The sequence below is a fragment of the Kurthia sp. 11kri321 genome (assembly GCF_001534765.1).
Taxonomy (GTDB): Bacteria; Bacillota; Bacilli; order Bacillales_A; family Planococcaceae; genus Kurthia; species Kurthia gibsonii.
The window spans coordinates 681,220-698,108 of record NZ_CP013217.1 but is presented as its reverse complement, the minus strand read 5'-3'; the positions used below and the strand labels follow the sequence as shown (position 1 = coordinate 698,108).

The 16,889-nt window shown below is 36.8% G+C and carries 18 protein-coding genes; 13 read left to right on the top strand and 5 right to left on the bottom strand.

Translation table 11 applies throughout. The features are described 5' to 3' along the window. Positions 1-75 precede the first annotated feature (75 nt). On the top strand, positions 76-435 hold the full coding sequence (locus tag ASO14_RS03630) for a VOC family protein (RefSeq protein ID WP_068451571.1): 360 nt from the start codon (positions 76-78) through the stop codon (positions 433-435). Between the two features lie 141 nt (positions 436-576). Here ASO14_RS03630 and yugI read toward each other — a convergent pair whose 3' ends face one another. Continuing rightward, positions 577-951: a S1 domain-containing post-transcriptional regulator GSP13 gene (gene yugI, locus ASO14_RS03625; RefSeq protein ID WP_068451568.1), complete on the bottom strand. Its 375-nt coding sequence runs from the start codon at positions 949-951 to the stop codon at positions 577-579. A gap of 210 nt (positions 952-1,161) precedes the next feature. Here yugI and ASO14_RS03620 point away from each other — a divergent pair, with 210 nt between their 5' ends. Next, positions 1,162-2,490, top strand: coding sequence for a sodium-dependent transporter (locus ASO14_RS03620; RefSeq protein WP_068451565.1), 1,329 nt, complete (start codon positions 1,162-1,164; stop codon positions 2,488-2,490). Between the two features lie 266 nt (positions 2,491-2,756). After that, positions 2,757-2,972 (top strand): helix-turn-helix domain-containing protein, encoded by a 216-nt coding sequence (locus ASO14_RS03615; RefSeq protein WP_307723182.1) that lies wholly within the window; start codon positions 2,757-2,759, stop codon positions 2,970-2,972. Positions 2,973-3,095: 123 nt separating this feature from the next. On the opposite strand, the gene ASO14_RS03610 is transcribed toward ASO14_RS03615, so the two are convergent. Then, the gene (locus ASO14_RS03610) at positions 3,096-3,341 is read right to left on the bottom strand and encodes a DUF1871 family protein (protein ID WP_231726979.1); all 246 of its coding nucleotides are present in this window, start codon (positions 3,339-3,341) and stop codon (positions 3,096-3,098) included. Between the two features lie 115 nt (positions 3,342-3,456). Between ASO14_RS03610 and ASO14_RS03605 the strand changes: the two genes are divergently transcribed. Next, positions 3,457-4,629, top strand: a complete 1,173-nt coding sequence (locus ASO14_RS03605) for a MalY/PatB family protein (protein ID WP_068451560.1) — start codon at positions 3,457-3,459, stop codon at positions 4,627-4,629. A 60-nt stretch (positions 4,630-4,689) separates the two neighbouring features. Here ASO14_RS03605 and ASO14_RS03600 read toward each other — a convergent pair whose 3' ends face one another. Beyond that, positions 4,690-5,280: a peptidylprolyl isomerase gene (locus ASO14_RS03600; protein WP_068451557.1), complete on the bottom strand. Its 591-nt coding sequence runs from the start codon at positions 5,278-5,280 to the stop codon at positions 4,690-4,692. 168 nt (positions 5,281-5,448) lie between these two features. Here ASO14_RS03600 and ASO14_RS03595 point away from each other — a divergent pair, with 168 nt between their 5' ends. Next, positions 5,449-6,672: an MFS transporter gene (locus ASO14_RS03595; protein WP_068451555.1), complete on the top strand. Its 1,224-nt coding sequence runs from the start codon at positions 5,449-5,451 to the stop codon at positions 6,670-6,672. Positions 6,673-6,737: 65 nt separating this feature from the next. Next, the gene (locus tag ASO14_RS03590; protein ID WP_068451551.1) at positions 6,738-8,591 is read left to right on the top strand and encodes a transglycosylase domain-containing protein; all 1,854 of its coding nucleotides are present in this window, start codon (positions 6,738-6,740) and stop codon (positions 8,589-8,591) included. Positions 8,592-8,738: 147 nt separating this feature from the next. Here ASO14_RS03590 and ASO14_RS03585 read toward each other — a convergent pair whose 3' ends face one another. Then, positions 8,739-9,302, bottom strand: a complete 564-nt coding sequence (locus ASO14_RS03585) for a DUF5366 family protein (protein ID WP_068451548.1) — start codon at positions 9,300-9,302, stop codon at positions 8,739-8,741. A gap of 175 nt (positions 9,303-9,477) precedes the next feature. Here ASO14_RS03585 and ASO14_RS03580 point away from each other — a divergent pair, with 175 nt between their 5' ends. The 7 genes from ASO14_RS03580 to mnhG are packed head-to-tail and all read left to right on the top strand — an operon-like array spanning position 9,478 to position 15,251. After that, the gene (locus ASO14_RS03580; RefSeq protein ID WP_068451545.1) at positions 9,478-11,892 is read left to right on the top strand and encodes a Na+/H+ antiporter subunit A; all 2,415 of its coding nucleotides are present in this window, start codon (positions 9,478-9,480) and stop codon (positions 11,890-11,892) included. Further along, complete coding sequence (locus ASO14_RS03575) at positions 11,879-12,301, top strand: Na(+)/H(+) antiporter subunit B (RefSeq protein WP_068451542.1); 423 nt, start codon at positions 11,879-11,881, stop codon at positions 12,299-12,301. Before ASO14_RS03580 ends, ASO14_RS03575 begins: the two co-directional genes overlap by 14 nt. Continuing rightward, positions 12,301-12,645 carry a Na(+)/H(+) antiporter subunit C gene (locus ASO14_RS03570; RefSeq protein WP_068451539.1) on the top strand — a complete coding sequence of 115 codons (345 nt, stop codon included), beginning with the start codon at positions 12,301-12,303 and terminating at the stop codon, positions 12,643-12,645. Before ASO14_RS03575 ends, ASO14_RS03570 begins: the two co-directional genes overlap by 1 nt. After that, the gene (locus ASO14_RS03565) at positions 12,638-14,122 is read left to right on the top strand and encodes a Na+/H+ antiporter subunit D (protein ID WP_068457253.1); all 1,485 of its coding nucleotides are present in this window, start codon (positions 12,638-12,640) and stop codon (positions 14,120-14,122) included. Before ASO14_RS03570 ends, ASO14_RS03565 begins: the two co-directional genes overlap by 8 nt. Before the next feature lie 7 nt (positions 14,123-14,129). After that, positions 14,130-14,609 (top strand): Na+/H+ antiporter subunit E, encoded by a 480-nt coding sequence (locus tag ASO14_RS03560; RefSeq protein ID WP_068451536.1) that lies wholly within the window; start codon positions 14,130-14,132, stop codon positions 14,607-14,609. Further along, a complete protein-coding gene (locus ASO14_RS03555; RefSeq protein ID WP_068457250.1) occupies positions 14,609-14,890 on the top strand; it encodes a Na(+)/H(+) antiporter subunit F1 in 282 nt (93 codons plus the stop codon). The genes ASO14_RS03560 and ASO14_RS03555 overlap by 1 nt, the downstream gene beginning before the upstream one ends. Continuing rightward, positions 14,874-15,251 carry a monovalent cation/H(+) antiporter subunit G gene (mnhG, locus tag ASO14_RS03550; protein ID WP_068451533.1) on the top strand — a complete coding sequence of 126 codons (378 nt, stop codon included), beginning with the start codon at positions 14,874-14,876 and terminating at the stop codon, positions 15,249-15,251. The genes ASO14_RS03555 and mnhG overlap by 17 nt, the downstream gene beginning before the upstream one ends. 57 nt (positions 15,252-15,308) lie before the next feature. Here the strand turns inward: mnhG and ASO14_RS03545 are convergent, their stop codons facing one another. Then, on the bottom strand, positions 15,309-16,811 hold the full coding sequence (locus ASO14_RS03545; RefSeq protein WP_068451531.1) for a leucyl aminopeptidase: 1,503 nt from the start codon (positions 16,809-16,811) through the stop codon (positions 15,309-15,311). Between the last annotated feature and the right edge of the window lie 78 nt (positions 16,812-16,889).

The following is a 16,889-nucleotide window of genomic DNA, read 5'->3' as shown; positions in this document are numbered from 1 at the left end:
TAGTTTTCTTTTGAAGTATTTTACCCTATAATCAAATGAGAACATATATTCTCATTTGAAGGGGTGCTTTATTTTATGTGGAGAAAGATTGAATGCGTTGCAATTTATACACAAGATATTGAAAAATCGATTCGCTTTTATGAAATGCTCGGATTAACTAAATCATGGGATACTTTTCAAGATGAACAGAACAAGTGGAGACTTGTAGGAATGACTTTCCCTGATGGCAATTCAGAACTCGTTTTAAAAGATAATCCTGATTTACAATTTTCTGAAACCGAAATTATCGTATCGGATGTGCAAGAAACTTATGAAATGTTAAAAGACAATGAAAAAGTTATATGGATACGCACTCCTTTCTCCAATCACTTAGGGGGACATGTAGCGGTTATGCAGGCTCCTGATGAAAATGTATTTGTTTTAATCGGTAAATAACAGATTGTCACATATAAAAAGAAGAGCCCGGGACATAACAAAATGTTTATGTCTCAAACTCTTCTTTTTAATTTTGTTTAAAAACAATACTACTTTATTCTAACTCGAATAAAATTTTAGAGTAAAGTGGTTGTAGAGATGTTATTCAATTCCAGATTCTTTAATCCACTGATCGAGCTTTTCTTTTAAAGAATTAAATCCGACAGCGTCTCGTTCATTTACTCGATCTTGTAATGACTTACGCGGTGGCAATTCTTTCTTTTTCGGTGGTTTTTCTTGTAGCGCACGAATGGATAAACTAATTTTCTTATTCGCATCTTCTACTTCTAAAATCTTCACCTTTACTAAATCACCGACAGAGATGAAATCTGTAATGTTTTTGACAAAACCATACGTGATTTCAGATATATGCACCAATCCTTGCGTTTGCCCATCTAACGAAACAAAAGCGCCGTATGGTTGAATCCCTGTCACTCTCCCTGTCACCACGTCTCCTACTTTATATTTGTTTGACATCTCGTCATCCCACTTTCTAACTATTCAATTTTAAATGCTGTTATATATTCATTTAGCAGTATAGCACAGCACTGTATGTCGGGCAAAGAATCTACCAATTCACACCACTTTAGAAGATATGAATTTTCTATTTTTACAATTATAGTCATGTATTTTTTCAGAATATTGTTGTAAAATGAAACAATCGTATTTATAAGGAGGATATACATCGTGTCAAAAAGGGATCAATTTGCTTCTAAAATTGGCTTTATCTTAGCTGCTGCGGGCAGTGCGATTGGATTAGGGGCTATTTGGAAGTTCCCATATATGGCTGGTACTAACGGTGGTAGTGTATTTATTATTTTATTTATATTATGTACTTTAGTAATCGGTTTACCTATACTCGTCGCAGAATTTATGATTGGTCGTCGCGGACAAAGTGACGCTGTGACATCATTTAAAAAACAAGCACCTCGTACACCGTGGTTTTTAACGGGTTGGCTTGGCTTTATCTTATCAGGCATTATCTTATCATTCTACAGTGTGGTAGGCGGATGGATTTTAAGCTATCTTGTTCGTGCAATTGGCTTCAAGCTCTCAAGCAATGACGAAAATTTCTTCGCAGAATTATTCGGAAATTTAACGTTGAATGCATGGGAAGTTGTATTAGCACAAGGGGCATTCTTACTTATCGTCATCTTAATCATCTCAAGCGGGATTCAAAATGGTGTTGAAAAAGCAAGTAAATGGATGATGCCTTTACTATTTGTGTTCTTCATCATTTTAGCAATTCGCTCGATGACATTAGACGGTGCAATGGATGGAATTAAATTCATGTTTGTTCCTGATTGGAGCTATTTAACAGGAAAAACATTATTACTTGCGCTTGGTCAAGCATTCTTCTCACTAAGTGTCGGTGTAGCAGCAATGCTCACATATGCTTCTTATTTGAAAAAAGATGTGCGTCTTGGTTCATCTGCTATGAATGTCGCTTGGATGAACATTGGGATTTCAATTCTTGCAGGTCTTGTTATTTTCCCTGCCGTCTTTGCACTCGGCTTCTCGCCAGACCAAGGTCCTGGTCTTGTATTTATTATTATTCCAGCTGTATTCCAACACATTCCACTCGGTTCCATCTTTTTAATCATTTTCTTCATCTTACTACTATTCGCTACAATCACTTCGGCTATTGCAATGCTTGAAATTGTAGTTGCAACAGCAATGGGAAGTAAATTCGAAAAACGTAAAAAGTACGCTTGGTTATGTGGAATTGGTATTTTTATCATTGGGATTCCAAGTGCCTTATCATTCGGAAAGCTAGCGGATGTACAAATTCTAGGTCGCTCAATCTTTGATTTTGCTGATTTCTTCACAAACTCAATTGGTATGCCAATCGGTGCTTTATTAATGGCACTATTTGCTGGTTATCAATTAAAACGCGCAGAACAATTAGAGGAACTACCTGTGAAACCATGGGTATTTACTATTTGGCGTATTCTTGTACGTTATGTTGCACCAATCGCCATCATTATTGTGTTATATCAAGGGATTAAAGGATAATACTCACCAGAATAGGATGGAACAAAACATTTCAATCCCATTTTTAGAATTCGCAACGAAAAACTGGAACCACGCTGTGGCGTGATTCTAGTTTTTTTATGCTCATGTGAGATGATATTTTACACGTATTCCCCAACCCATTCTTTTTATTTAGTTAAACCTTGTAATCAAACTGTCACTTTTTCATGAAATATAATGTTTAAAAGCTTTTTAAAACGTGAATTTATTATTATTAATACTTTTATTTTAAAAAGGATGTGTTGAATATGATGCAACAAGAGATTGCAACCCAATTACGAGTAAGTCGAGCAGAAAGAGGACTTTCACTTGAAGAATTATCGTTAAAAACGAGGATTGGTACTGAAAAATTATTACGTTATGAAACAGGTGAAGAAATTCCGACTGAACCGACATTACTCATGTTATCAAATGCACTTGAAATTCCTGTTGCAAACTTGGTGGATGGTCTACATGATGAATAGATACAAAAAAGGAGGTACAACCAATTAAATGGTGTAACTCCTTTTTCTATGTATTCATTTCGCACTACACAATACTGTATTTCACATTTTGAATATGCTACTATTAATTCGTAATACGAAATTTTATAAAATACTTTTCATTTCAAATTTAATGGCAAGTAATTTATATGAAATTTCCACACACTTTTCGAGCGGAATCCATTGTTGGAAAGAATGTTGGTAGATTTCTTGAATGCTTTTACCTAAATCAGATGGATCGTCTACTTGTTGCAACGTAGTTAAGACTTGTTCTGCTTCTACCTGATAGGATTCACGTTCTAGGTTTAAAGGATTCCACTGTTCAACCATGTGAATCACTTTTCTATTCATTTCCTTTACATCCATGTTGTTCACCTACATATTTTATTTTGATAAAGGACATGATAACATAATTACGAACAAAAGTGCACAAAAGAGCAAATGCTGACAGAAAGAAGGGGTATGAATGTTTAATTTTGACGAAACTTATTCACGTAGAAATACAAGCTCACTTAAGTGGGATTTAATGGAGAAGATTTATTCTATTCCAGATGCTTCAAAAATTATTCCAATGTGGGTAGCAGATATGGACTTTGCTGCACCTGAAACGATTACGAACGCTTTAAAAGCACGTATGGATTTCCCGCTATTCGGCTACACATTTGAAGATGAGGCATGTGCTTCTTCTGTAACTTCATGGCTAGCACGTCGAAACGACTGGCATGTACCAACAGAATCTGTACTTTATCATCAAGGCGTTGTGCCTGCTATTTCAACAATTGTTGAAGCTTTTACGAATGAAGGAGATACTGTGCTTGTGAATGCACCCATCTATCCTCCATTCTTTAATGTACCTAAAAAACTAAATCGCCAAGTAGCCTATGCACCACTGCATGAAGAAAATGGTGTCTACACATTCGATTTTGAATCTTTTGAAGAGCAAGCTAAAAAAGATGATGTTAAACTGTTCATCTTCTGTCATCCACATAATCCATCTGGAACGGTTTGGTCTGAAGATGTTCTGAAAAGAATTGATACAATTTGTGCTGAAAATGGTGTCATTGTACTTTCTGACGAAATTCATAGTGATTTAATTCTAAACGGTACACAACATATTCCATTCGCAAAAGCTTCTTCACATGCTGATAATGTCATCACATGTGTTGCACCAACAAAAACATTCAATATCGCTGGTATTCAAGCTGCTATGATGATTGTAACCGATGCAAAGAAACGTCAAATAATTCGAAAAACAATGGAAAGTCATAGTCAAATGGGTCTTAACACATTTGCTTTAACAGCTGTACAAGCTGCTTTCTCCGAAGAATCTGAAGCATGGTTACATGCTTTAATCGATTATCTAAATGAGAATGTACGCTATGTCATTGATACCATCACACAAGAACTTCCAAAAATTAACATAAAACATCCTGATGCAACGTATCTATTATGGTTAGATATGCGCCAAACAGGTATGACTGAAAAAGAAATGATGCAAAAACTATTAGATGCAGGGGTCGCACTTGATCCCGGTACAAAATACGGTGCACCATTCGATGGTTTCCTTCGAATGAACATCGCTTGTACACGCGAAACTTTGAAAGAAGCTGTAAAACGCTTTATTCAAGCATTATCGTAAGCATCTCGTAGGTCAAAAAAAACTCCGATATGCTACGGCATATCGGAGTTTTATTATGCATTATTTTTCAATTACTTTAATGCTCTTAATTGAGATATCTTCTACTGGTTTGTCACGACCGTCTTTTTCTACGTCAGCCATTCCATCTACAACATCCATGCCACTTACAACGTGACCGAATACTGTATGTTTACCGTCTAACCATGGTGTACCGCCGTTTTCAGCATAAGCTTTGATTACTTCTTCTGGGTAATCATAATCTTGCATTTGTTTTAACATGTTTGAAGGAACATTTTTCGCTTGTACGATGAAGAATTGTGAACCGTTTGTTCCTGGACCCGCATTCGCCATTGATAATGCGCCGCGTAAGTTCATTAACTCAGGGTTGAATTCATCTTCAAATGTTGAACCATAAATTGATTCGCCGCCCATACCTGTACCAGTTGGGTCTCCACCTTGAATCATGAAATCTTTAATAATGCGGTGGAAAATAATACCGTCGTAGTAGCCATTTTTTGCATGTGTTACAAAGTTTTCTACTGTTTTTGGCGCTAACTCTGGGAATAATTTGATTTGAATTGGACCCATTGTTGTATCCATTTCAACTAGGATTTCATTTTCTTGTACTTCTTGGTTTAATTGTGGAAACATAATTGTCTCTCCTTTTATACGATAAGTTTATGCATTTTCTCAAAAGGGAATTTTAAGCGATACACGCGAAAATACCTTCTGAATTGTACCGTCATATTCTATCATAAAAACCATTTTAATTCAGTGTTTAACTACATTTTCATTAATATATAGAAAGAACGTGATTTTATGAGTCTTCAAAAACGCAATTTTATCATCATTTGGATTTCCAATCTCTTAGTCGCTGGAACGATGACGATGATTATGCCCTTCCTCTCTTTATACATCGAAACACTCGGTCATTTTTCAGAAGGCTATGTTCAAAAATGGTCGGGCTTAATCTTCGGAGCTACTTTTATATCTGCTTTTATCATGTCACCTATCTGGGGACGAATCGCAGATAAGTATGGCTATAAGCCGATTCTTATCATCAACGCCATCGGTCTAGCCATTAGTATTCTTCTGATGGGGTATGTAGAGAATGTTTGGCAATTCTTCTTCCTTCGTTTAGCAATGGGTGTCGTTACAGGATTTATCCCCACTTCACTCGCTTTCATTAGTACACAAACGGAGAAAAAAGAAGCAGGTAAGACACTTGGAACACTTCAAATGGGAAGTGTATCTGGTTCCCTATTCGGTCCTATTGTAGGTGGGCTATTAGCCGATGCTTTTGGTTTCCAATACACTTTCTTCATCACATCTGCTTCTGTCTTACTCGCTGGTATCATCATCTTCTTCGGTGTAAAAGAAGTACGCGCAGCTGTAAGTAAAAAAGCACGTCAAATCTATTCACGCAGACAAGTACTCCGTGGTATTTTTAAACACCGCTTATTATTCAATGTCATGCTGATTACATCGCTTATTCAAATCGGGAATTTCTCCATTCAACCACTTCTTTCTTTATATGTGGCTGATTTAACGCATGATGTCACACAAGTGACTTTCTTAGCTGGTTTAACATTCAGTGCAGCTGGTCTTGGGAATATTCTATTTGCACGTTTTTGGGGGCGTTTAGGTGATCATATTGGTTATGAAAAAGTACTGTTCATCTTACTAGGTCTCGCTGTTATCTTCATGATTCCACAAGCTTGGGTTACAGCTCTATGGCAATTAATTCTTTTACGTTTAGTTTATGGAACGGTACTTGGTGGCTTAATTCCGATTACAACAGCACTCATTCGTCGTGAGGCACCTGTTACTGTCCAAGGAGAAGTAATGGGTTACAATACGAGCTTCCGATTCTTCGGTAACATTATCGGTCCACTAATCGGTGGCTTTGTAAGTGGTATTTTTTCTATCTCTGCTGTTTTCTATGTGACTGCAGCACTATTTTTCATCGCATGGATTATTTTATACGTCGTAGACAAGAAACCTTTACAAGATTTGGACGATATAATAAAAGGTAAGTCATAAACTTACTTTTTATGCTATGCTATGACGGTATAATTTACATTGAAATCATATGAGGAGGATTGACTGTGAGAAAGGCACTCGGCATTATGCTGATTATTTGTAGCTTGCCTCTGCTCATCTTTTTATTTAATAAGATTGGTATAGAACTCATTTCAGCAAAAAATTTTAGTAAGCAATTCTCCTCCGCCATTGAAATTAAGGATCAACAACCGATTAATCCTACACTATTAAAAGACCAAGATAATGTTCTCTTTTCAGAAGAATACTCTGAATGGCGTGACCCATTAAAATTAGGCGATATTCCATCATTCGCACAGCAACTATTCGTTTTATCGGAAGATGCAGGTTTTTATGACCATATTGGATTTGATTTAACAGCAATCATGCGTGCAGTCATGGCAAATCGTTCAAGTGGTGAGACTTCACAAGGTGGTAGTACTATCACACAACAACTCGTTCGTATGCGCTATCTATCGCAAGAAAAAACGTATGAACGAAAAATGCTCGAATTATTTTATGCTTATGAGTTAGAGAAAAAAGAATCTAAAGATGAGATTTTAAATGATTATTTGAATGAAATGTATTTTGCAAATGGTGTTTATGGTGTGGGTGCTGCTTCAACCTATTATTTTAACAAGCCCTTACCAGAACTTTCAAAAGCTGAAATGGCTTTTATTGCAGCGATTCCGAATAACCCAAGTCTATATGATCCTCTTCGAAACTTTGAAAATACAAAAAAGCGTCAAGAACGATTACTAGATAAGATGGTTGAGAAAGAAATCTTAACAGAAGAAGAGGCAGCGAAGTTCAAAAAGGAAACCATTTCAATTTCAATCAAAAAGAAAACACAAAAATATCCTGAATATAGTACATACGTTATGTATGAACTCAGAAGTTTAATTTCAGAGGTAGATGGCTATCATAAACAATTTGAACAAGCGAAGACAGGCGCTGCTTTTGCAGCAGTTAATAAAGCATTAACAGAACGTGTAAATGAAGTTTTACACAATGGTTTGATTATCGAAACGAGTTTAGATCGAAAGAAACAACGTCAAGTAACAAAAGGTGCTAATACAATCTTAAGTGGTCGTGGTAAATTGCAAGCAGCTGGAACTGTTATTGATAACGAGCGTCGCGAGATTGTCGCAGTATACGCTGGAAAAGGTTATGAGAAATATGACTTTAATCGTGCTTATCAAGCAAAACGTCAGCCAGGTTCTGCAATTAAACCGATTTTAGATTACGGCCCTTATTTTGAAAACTATCGTGTAACACCTGATTCAACGATTGATGCTTCCCAATATTGTGTAAACGACTATTGTCCACAAAATTATGGTAACGAAAAGGTTGGTATTGTTTCATTAGAAAATGCATTCAAAAATTCGTATAATACAGTAGCTCTTCGTATCTTCGATCGTGTCGGCATAAAAAAAGCGTTCAATTACATGCAACCTTTCACATTTGATCGTGCAACGAAAAAAGACTTGTATTATACAGCTGCGCTTGGTGGATTCACCGATGGTATGTCCTCTGTTCAATTAGCAGATGCCTACACTTCTTTTATCAATGGGAACTATTCTCGTACACATGCGATTCGTGCTGTTAAAACAAGAAGTGGTAAACTTTTATATGAATGGCCAGATAAAAAAGAACAAGTTTGGGCTCCATCAACTGTCACATCTATTCGTCAAATGATGAAAGCAACAGCTGATTCTGGTACAGGTGTAGGTGTTCAAGCGAGCAGTAGTTATTTGGGAGTCAAAACAGGTACAACAAATGACTACCGAGATTATTGGATGGCTGGTTTGACAGGTCGTTATACAAGTGTTGTATGGCTTGGATATGACAAACCTGTTCAAATGAAAGATCTTGAAAAAGAAAAAATCCACCATAAATTATTCAATGTAATGGTGCAATAAAATATAAACAGGCTGGGACATAAGTGCAAAAAATACATCCCACATGAGCATAAGAAAAACTGGAATCGCGCTGTGGCGCGATTCCAGTTTTTCGTTGCGAACGCTAAAAAGGGAAGTGAAATGTTTCGTCCCAGTCTGTTTTGTATTTTACGATTTGAATGGCAAACTCGAAATAATCCCATTGTATAATTTTAATCCTGCATACACAACGAGCGTTAAAATAATCGCCCATACAACAATTTCAAAAAGCATAACACCAATGGATGCACCGAATGATACATGTACACTGATTTTATAAATAATATAAACAAAATAAATAAAGACAGTTGTAATAAATATGCCTCCAAGTATATAAATATTTGAAATACCTACTGCCGAAACCAGTGCACCGAAGAAGAAAATTACATTTCCACCACGAATCACAATCAAACTTTTACCATCCATATCTTTCGAAAAGAATAGCATGCCCATCTCGTGAATGGTCTCGCCGATTAATTTAAGAGCTGAAAAAATCATGAAATAAACTGCTGCAATAACAATTAATAGGAACACACGCAGTTGAATTTCAGATAGAAACTCCCGTACCCCCGCATATACACCAATTTTTTTAAATAGGACTAAACTTTCTGTTACGGAATACAATCCGAATGTTAAACTAAAGAGAATGATGGTAATTAACGGTAGATAGCCATAGATATATGGATTCTTCATAAAAAAATTTTACCTCGATTTTCGCGTAATTTTTTGTCTGTTTCTTCATATTTATAATATCGGAAAAATAGATTCACAATCAAGCGGGAATCCATTTGCCGAACCATGCAAAGCGCTCATTTATGAGCTATACTGTTGTTTAATCCATTGATTATTATTTGAAAGGGGGATTATAGTGAATCAAGTTCTACTCATTTTCCTACCCGTTTTATTTGCACTCTTCGTGCCACTACTTTATAAAACGTTCTCACGTATACATACGGGTTGGTTTGTTTTATTGGTTCCACTTACGCTCGCAATATACTATGCGCGCTTTATTCCAAACATTACAGAAGGTCCTTATACATCTACCTTCTACTGGGTAAAGTCACTCGACTTATCCGTAACATCTTATTTAGACGGTCTTAGTTTACTGTTCTCTTTATTAATTACCATTATTGGTTCATTAGTTGTTTTATACTCGATTTTTTATTTGGATCGAAAAAAAGAACAGCTGCATAATTTTTATTTCTATTTACTAATGTTCATGACAGCCATGCTTGGCGTGGTTCAATCCGATCATTTAATTAGTTTATATCTATTTTGGGAATTAACATCGATTTCATCTTTCCTACTGATCGGTTATTGGTACAATCGCGATCGATCTCGTTTTGGTGCGCTTAAATCGATGATGATTACTGTTTTTGGTGGTCTGATGATGCTCGGTGGATTTTTACTTCTTGCACAGGCAGGTGGTAGCTATTCCATTCGTGAATTGATTGCAAATGGTTCAGTGATTGCTGATTCGCCCTACTTCATTTGGATGATTGTACTCATTCTATTAGGTGCATTTACAAAATCTGCTCAGTTCCCATTCTATATTTGGTTACCAGATGCGATGGAAGCACCAACACCAGTTAGTGCATACCTTCACTCTGCCACAATGGTAAAAGCAGGGATTTACTTAGTTGCACGTCTAACACCATTATTTGCAGTGAGTGAATATTGGATTTGGCTCGTTGTTTTAAGTGGTTTGATTACATTATTCTGGGGTTCATTCTTCGCTGTAAAGCAAACCGACTTAAAAGGAATTCTCGCATTCTCGACTGTCAGTCAGCTAGGAATGATTATGGCGATGCTTGGTGCAGCGGGGATTGCATTCCATGTAGAATCTCCACAAAAGACAATTTTTGCATTTGCTGCCTATGCGGCTATTTTCCATCTTGTGAATCACGCCACATTCAAAGGTAGTTTATTCATGGTTGCCGGAATTGTTGATCATGAAACAGGTACACGTGATATTCGAAAACTTGGTGGCTTAATGAGCTTAATGCCAATTAGTTTTACAATTGCTGCAATCGGTAGTTTAGCAATGGCTGGTTTACCACCATTCAATGGATTTTTAAGTAAAGAATTATTTTTAACTTCTATGCTTTCATTAAAAGAATTTTCACTATTCAATTTTTCAACATGGGGTCCTATTCTTCCATGGGTCGCATTTGTTGCAAGTATTTTTACATTTGTTTACTGTCTATACTTCTTGTATTACACATTTATGGGCAAAGGAAATACAAGCAAATTACCGAAGAAGCCACATGAAGCACCGATTGGTATGTTAATTTCGCCAATTATTTTAGCTTCACTTGTTGTAGCAATCTTCTTCATTCCAAATGTTATCGGTAAATACTTCATTAAACCAGCTGTTCTTGCCATGCAACCACAGCTTTATGAAACAATTGATGATATTCCAATTCATGTACAAGCTTGGCATGGTTGGACAACTGAACTACAAATGACAATTGGTATTGTTGTCATCGGGTTCTTACTCTTTATAACACTTAAAAAATGGCAACCCATTTATCGTTTCGTATCAGAAAAATGGTCGTTGAATGGTCTTTATAACCGTTTAATGCGTTTTGCGGACGTAGATAGTCAGAAATTATCGAATCTTTATATGACAGGTTCGATGCGCCACTACTTAATGTATATGTTCGCTTTCATGGTTGTCGCTGTTATTTCGACATTGTTTATGAGTAATGGATTTAACTATAGTACAGCGAATACAGCAGAGGTTGGTATTTTTGAAATTGCAACCTTAATTGTCATGATTATTGGTACATTAACGGTACTGATTGCACGCACACGCTTAACTGCAATTATCGCACTTGGCGCTGTCGGTTACTCGGTTGCATTATTCTTTATTATTTTCAATGCACCTGACTTAGCGCTAACACAATTAGTAATCGAAACTGTATCAGTTGCGCTATTCCTATTAGCTTTTTATCATCTTCCAAAAATGTCACGTCACGAAGAACGTATGCCATTTAAAATTAATAACTTTTTAATTGCGCTTGGTGTTGGCGTCATGGTGACACTTGTTGCACTATCTGCACAGTCACAAAAATTACTTCCATCCATCAGCCAATATTATAAAGATACGGTTTATACAAAAGCAGGTGGCGGTAATATCGTCAATGTAATTCTTGTTGACTATCGTGGATTTGATACATTATTCGAAATCACTGTACTCGCAATCGCTGGTATGGCGATTCTTGGCATGATTAAATTACGTCGTCCAAAGAAGGAGAAGAAAACACATGAAACTAAATAACGTCATTTTAAAAACAACCACACAAGTTGTATTTTTCATGATTTTCCTTTTCTCCATTCATATCTTCTTTGCAGGACACTTCTCTCCTGGAGGCGGATTTGTTGGTGGACTTCTTACAGCAAGTGCACTTGTGTTACTTCTATTAACATATGATTTAAAAACGGTACAGCAGTTATTACCAATCAACTACACAACAATGACAGCGATTGGTTTACTCCTGTCATTAGGTACAGCTGCTACGTCTGCCTTTTTGGGCGATGCGTTCTTTAAACATTATTTTGATCATTTCACACTACCATTATTCGGCGACACAGAACTACATACAGCGATGTTATTTGACCTCGGTGTTTATCTGGTCGTTGTCGGTGTCACAATGATTATTATTCAATCGATTGGAGGGGATGAATAATGGAAGTTGTCATGTCCTTTGCTATTGGATTTTTATTCATGGCTGCTGTCTATTTAATTCTTTCTAAAAGTATTTTACGTATTATTATCGGTACAGGCTTATTAAGTCATGGTGCGCATTTACTCATCTTAACAATGGGTGGTCTAGGCGGTGAAGCACCTCCTGTTTTAGCAGATGGTGTTACAAATATGGCGGATCCTCTACCACAAGCCTTAATCTTAACAGCGATTGTGATTAGCTTCGGTGTCACAGCCTTCTTCTTAGTACTTGCATATCGTGCATATCAAGAGCTTGGAACAGATAACTTAGATGAAATTAGGAGGATTTTAGCAGATGATGACTAACTTTTTATTAACACCAATCATTCTTCCTTTTTTCACAGCCATTCTTTTAATGTTCGCTCCGAAAAAAGTATATTATCAACGTGTCGTAACACTTGTTAGTTTGATTTTAACGACAGCTTGTGCAGTTTACTTAATTCAAACGATTCACACAGAAGGCATCCAAGTTGTTACATTTGGTAACTGGCCGGAACCATTCGGTATTACGATGGTTGCTGATATGGTCGCGATGCTACTTGTTACGACAAGTGTTATCGTTGCACTATTTACAGTTTGGTATAGTTTCAAATCAATCGGTATTGAACGTGAAAAATTCTTCTACTATCCTGGTGTACTTTTAATGCTAACAGGTGTTAACGGAGCATTTTTAACAGGTGATATTTTCAACTTATTCGTATTCTTTGAAGTATTACTTATGGCTTCTTATTTACTGAGTGTATTAGGCGGGGAGAAAGGTCAGCTACGTGAATCCATTAAGTATATTCTCGTAAATGTTATTTCTTCAGCACTATTTGTTATTACAGTAGCCTTCTTATATTCTGTAGTTGGTACATTGAATATGGCGGATATTTCAGTGAAAATTGCCGAACTGAATCAACCAGGAATTATTACAACAATTGGCGTACTATTCTTAATCGTTTTCGGATTAAAAGCAGCCATCTTCCCATTATTCTTCTGGTTACCGAGTGCTTATGCTGCACCACCGGTTCCTGTTCTTGCACTATTTGGAGCCCTCTTAACAAAAGTTGGTGTATACGCAATTACGCGTACATATACGTTATTCTTCGTACATGATACAGGTTTTACACATACACTCTTACTCGTATTAAGTTGTTTAACGATTTTAGCGGGATGTATTGGAGCGCTTTCGACATTCAATGTTAAAAATATTATCATCTATAATATTGTGATTGCAGTTGGGGTTATCTTATATGGTGTCGCACAAATGAATGAAGATGGCTTGATGGGTGCGATGTTCTATATCGTTCATGATATGTTCATCAAAGCCGCACTATTCTTCTTAGTTGGTATTATGATTGTCGTGACTGGCACAGCCAATTTGAAAAAGATGGGTGGTATTATGCGCACCTATCCAACGCTCGCTTGGACCTATTTAATCGCTGCATTTGGTCTTGCTGGTATTCCACCATTAAGTGGCTTCATCGGTAAAATGTTGATTGTAGAAGGCGGACTTGCAGCTGGAAATCTATGGTCTAGTCTTTGGATTTTACTATCTAGCTTAATCGTGCTACTATCCGTTATTCGAATCTTTATTTACGGCTTCTGGGGTGAAGCAAAAACACTCGTTCCAAAAGAATCGAGAACGCATTATAAACAACTCTTGATTCCAAGCATGCTACTTGTTTTATTAACGGTAGCATACGGCGTAGGTGCAGAATGGATTACACCGTATATGCAAGACGCCGCAGAGGTACTATTACATCCATCTGTTTATACAGATGCGGTATTAAAGGAGTGATTGACGCATGGCAATTCAAGTACTATTGAATTTTTTCCTTGCATTCATTTGGATGTTTTTATCCATTAACTTCACACCCCAAGGCTTTGTTATTGGCTATTTACTCGGGATTATTATGCTCTTCATTATGCGTAACATGTTCCCTTCTCGTTTTTACATCGACCGACTTTGGTCTGCAATTCGCCTTGCATTCTTATTTCTAAAAGAATTGTGGTTGGCCAATATTGCAGTTGTGAAAATTGCACTCGCACCTAAAATGGACATGGAGCCTGCTTTCTTCGCTTATCCGACTATTTTAGAAAAAGAATGGGAAATTACATTATTGTCAAGCTTGATTACATTAACGCCTGGTACGATTGTTGTACATGTATCAGACGATTCAAAAACACTTTATATTCATGCGATTGATATTGATGATGTCGATGACACAATCGAGTCAATTAAACAATCATTTGAAAAAGCTATCTTGGAGGTGAGTCGCTCATGATGGATTACTTCATACTTATTCTCATCGTTCTGATCTCACTTACGATGATTCCTATTATTTACCGCTTAGTGAAAGGACCTACTGCACCTGATCGTATTATTGCGCTTGATGCAATTGGTGTTTGTATTATCGCTTTAGTCGGTCTATTTTCTATCTATGTGAAAACAAGTTTTTATGTGGAAATAGCATTACTATTAGCGATTCTTTCTTTCATTGGCACGACAGCCTTTTCTAAATTCTTAGAGAAGGGAGATATTATCGAACGTGACAATTCTAATTAATACCTTAATTGTTATTTCACTGGCGCTAGGAACGTTTTTTATCATTGTGACAGCAATTGGTCTACTTCGTTTCCCAGACGCTTATACACGCGCTCATGCTGCTTCTAAGAGTGCCACACTAGGTGTTATGTTCATCTTGATTGGTACTTTCATTCATTTCTGGTCTGTAGAGGGCGTTTATAACCCAAGAATTCTACTGGGGATTTTATTCTTGTTCGTTACAGGTCCTGTGGGTGGGCACTTAATGGCACGCGCTGCTTACTTTTCAGGTGTTAAACCATGGAAAGGTACAGTACAAGATGATTTAAAAGCAGAGTATCTCCGTAAAAAAGCAGAAGAAGAACAAATGACTAAAAAATAATAAAGAGACCAAAACGACTCGAGAGTTCGTTTTGGTCTCTTTTACTATCGATATTTATTATATGTCAATTTCTTGTTCAGTTTGACGCATAATATAAGTTGCAAGCGAACGTACCATGACACCTGTACCGCCTTTTGGTCCTAAGTCATGCGCTGCATTCGCGTCTGATGTACCTGCAATGTCTAAATGAATCCACGGTGTATCTCCAACAAACTCACGGATAAATCCACCACCAAAAATCATATGACCATCGCCACCTGGTGAGTTATTTAAATCCGCTATATCTGACTTACGTACGCGCTGTAAATCATTCTTTGTCAGTGGCATCAACCATGTAAACTCATTGGTTTCTTCAGTTGCTGCTAAAAATTCTTGATAAAATGCTTCATCATTTGTTAATGCACCTGTTTTATCATAACCAAGCGCTGTAATCACACCGCCTGTTAATGTAGCTAAATCAATGATTGAAGAAGCTCCCTGTTGTTTCGCATAAGCTACTGCATCTGCTAAAACAAGACGACCTTCCGCATCTGTATTTAAAATTTCAACCGTTTTGCCACTATAAGTTGTAATGACATCATCTGGCTTGAATGCACTCCCAGAAATCATATTATCTGTTGCGCCAATAATTGCCATAACATTATGGTTTGGTCGTAATTCACCGATAATACGCATCGCACCGAGAACTGCTGCTGCTCCGCCCATATCGCCCTTCATACCAACAATACCAGTCTTCGTTTTTAATGAATAACCACCTGTGTCAAATGTTACTCCTTTCCCTACAAAGGCAGTTACATTCGTCCATTCTTCTCGTGGTTGATATTTCATCGTAATAAGACGTGGTTCCTCTTGTGACCCTTTATTGACTGCTAAAATTGCACCCATTCCTAATTCTTCTAATTCAGTTTTTGTTAATATTTCTATTTCAAAATCATATGTAGCCGCAATACCTTTTGCATAATCTGCTAATAGTGGTGCTGTTAAAATATTACCTGGTAAATTCACTAGACGCCTCGCTTCATTTACAGCTTGACCATAAATTTCACCCACTTCTAATGCTGCACGTATGACGATGTCTTCTGCATGCGAAATAAACTTCACTTCTTCTAAATAAATTGCAGGAATATTTTCAGAGGTGCGATAATGGTCCATTTTATAATGCCCCATCACAATACCTTCCATCGCAATTGATGCAACATCTTCTGTCGTGATATCATCCGTTACGAATGAATCTATCCAGATTGCGAAATTTGATAGACGAAGTTGTTGAATTTCTTTCCCTACTAACCCAAAAGCTTGTCTTAGTTCTTCAGGTGTTAAATGTTTACGGTTTCCTAGACCAACATATAAAATACGTGGTACACGTGTAAGTGTTGTCGGTAGTTTTGTTCTCTTTTTTAAACCAACTGCAATATCATCTGATTTAAGCCACGTATTTGTTTGTTCACCAAACACCTCTGTAAATGTATTCCATTCACTTAAGTTTGTTTGATGCTCAGACACTCCTACAATAAGTAAATCTGCTGTTACATTCTCTAATGTCTGTTGTGTAAATTGCATACAATACCATTCCCCCATTCATTTTTTCTCTCTCTTTTATTATTCAATATTTTTATATAGAAAGCCAATCATTCATTC

Coding starts and splice junctions, on each gene's coding strand:
- ASO14_RS03630 (WP_068451571.1), top strand. CDS start 76: ATGTGGAGAAAGATTGAATGCGTTGCAATTTATACACAAGATATTGAA.
- yugI (WP_068451568.1), bottom strand. CDS start 951: ATGTCAAACAAATATAAAGTAGGAGACGTGGTGACAGGGAGAGTGACA.
- ASO14_RS03615 (WP_307723182.1), top strand. CDS start 2,757: ATGATGCAACAAGAGATTGCAACCCAATTACGAGTAAGTCGAGCAGAA.
- ASO14_RS03610 (WP_231726979.1), bottom strand. CDS start 3,341: ATGAATAGAAAAGTGATTCACATGGTTGAACAGTGGAATCCTTTAAAC.
- ASO14_RS03605 (WP_068451560.1), top strand. CDS start 3,457: ATGTTTAATTTTGACGAAACTTATTCACGTAGAAATACAAGCTCACTT.
- ASO14_RS03600 (WP_068451557.1), bottom strand. CDS start 5,280: ATGTTTCCACAATTAAACCAAGAAGTACAAGAAAATGAAATCCTAGTT.
- ASO14_RS03595 (WP_068451555.1), top strand. CDS start 5,449: ATGAGTCTTCAAAAACGCAATTTTATCATCATTTGGATTTCCAATCTC.
- ASO14_RS03585 (WP_068451548.1), bottom strand. CDS start 9,302: ATGAAGAATCCATATATCTATGGCTATCTACCGTTAATTACCATCATT.
- ASO14_RS03575 (WP_068451542.1), top strand. CDS start 11,879: ATGAAACTAAATAACGTCATTTTAAAAACAACCACACAAGTTGTATTT.
- ASO14_RS03570 (WP_068451539.1), top strand. CDS start 12,301: ATGGAAGTTGTCATGTCCTTTGCTATTGGATTTTTATTCATGGCTGCT.
- ASO14_RS03565 (WP_068457253.1), top strand. CDS start 12,638: ATGACTAACTTTTTATTAACACCAATCATTCTTCCTTTTTTCACAGCC.
- ASO14_RS03560 (WP_068451536.1), top strand. CDS start 14,130: ATGGCAATTCAAGTACTATTGAATTTTTTCCTTGCATTCATTTGGATG.
- ASO14_RS03555 (WP_068457250.1), top strand. CDS start 14,609: ATGGATTACTTCATACTTATTCTCATCGTTCTGATCTCACTTACGATG.
- ASO14_RS03545 (WP_068451531.1), bottom strand. CDS start 16,811: ATGCAATTTACACAACAGACATTAGAGAATGTAACAGCAGATTTACTT.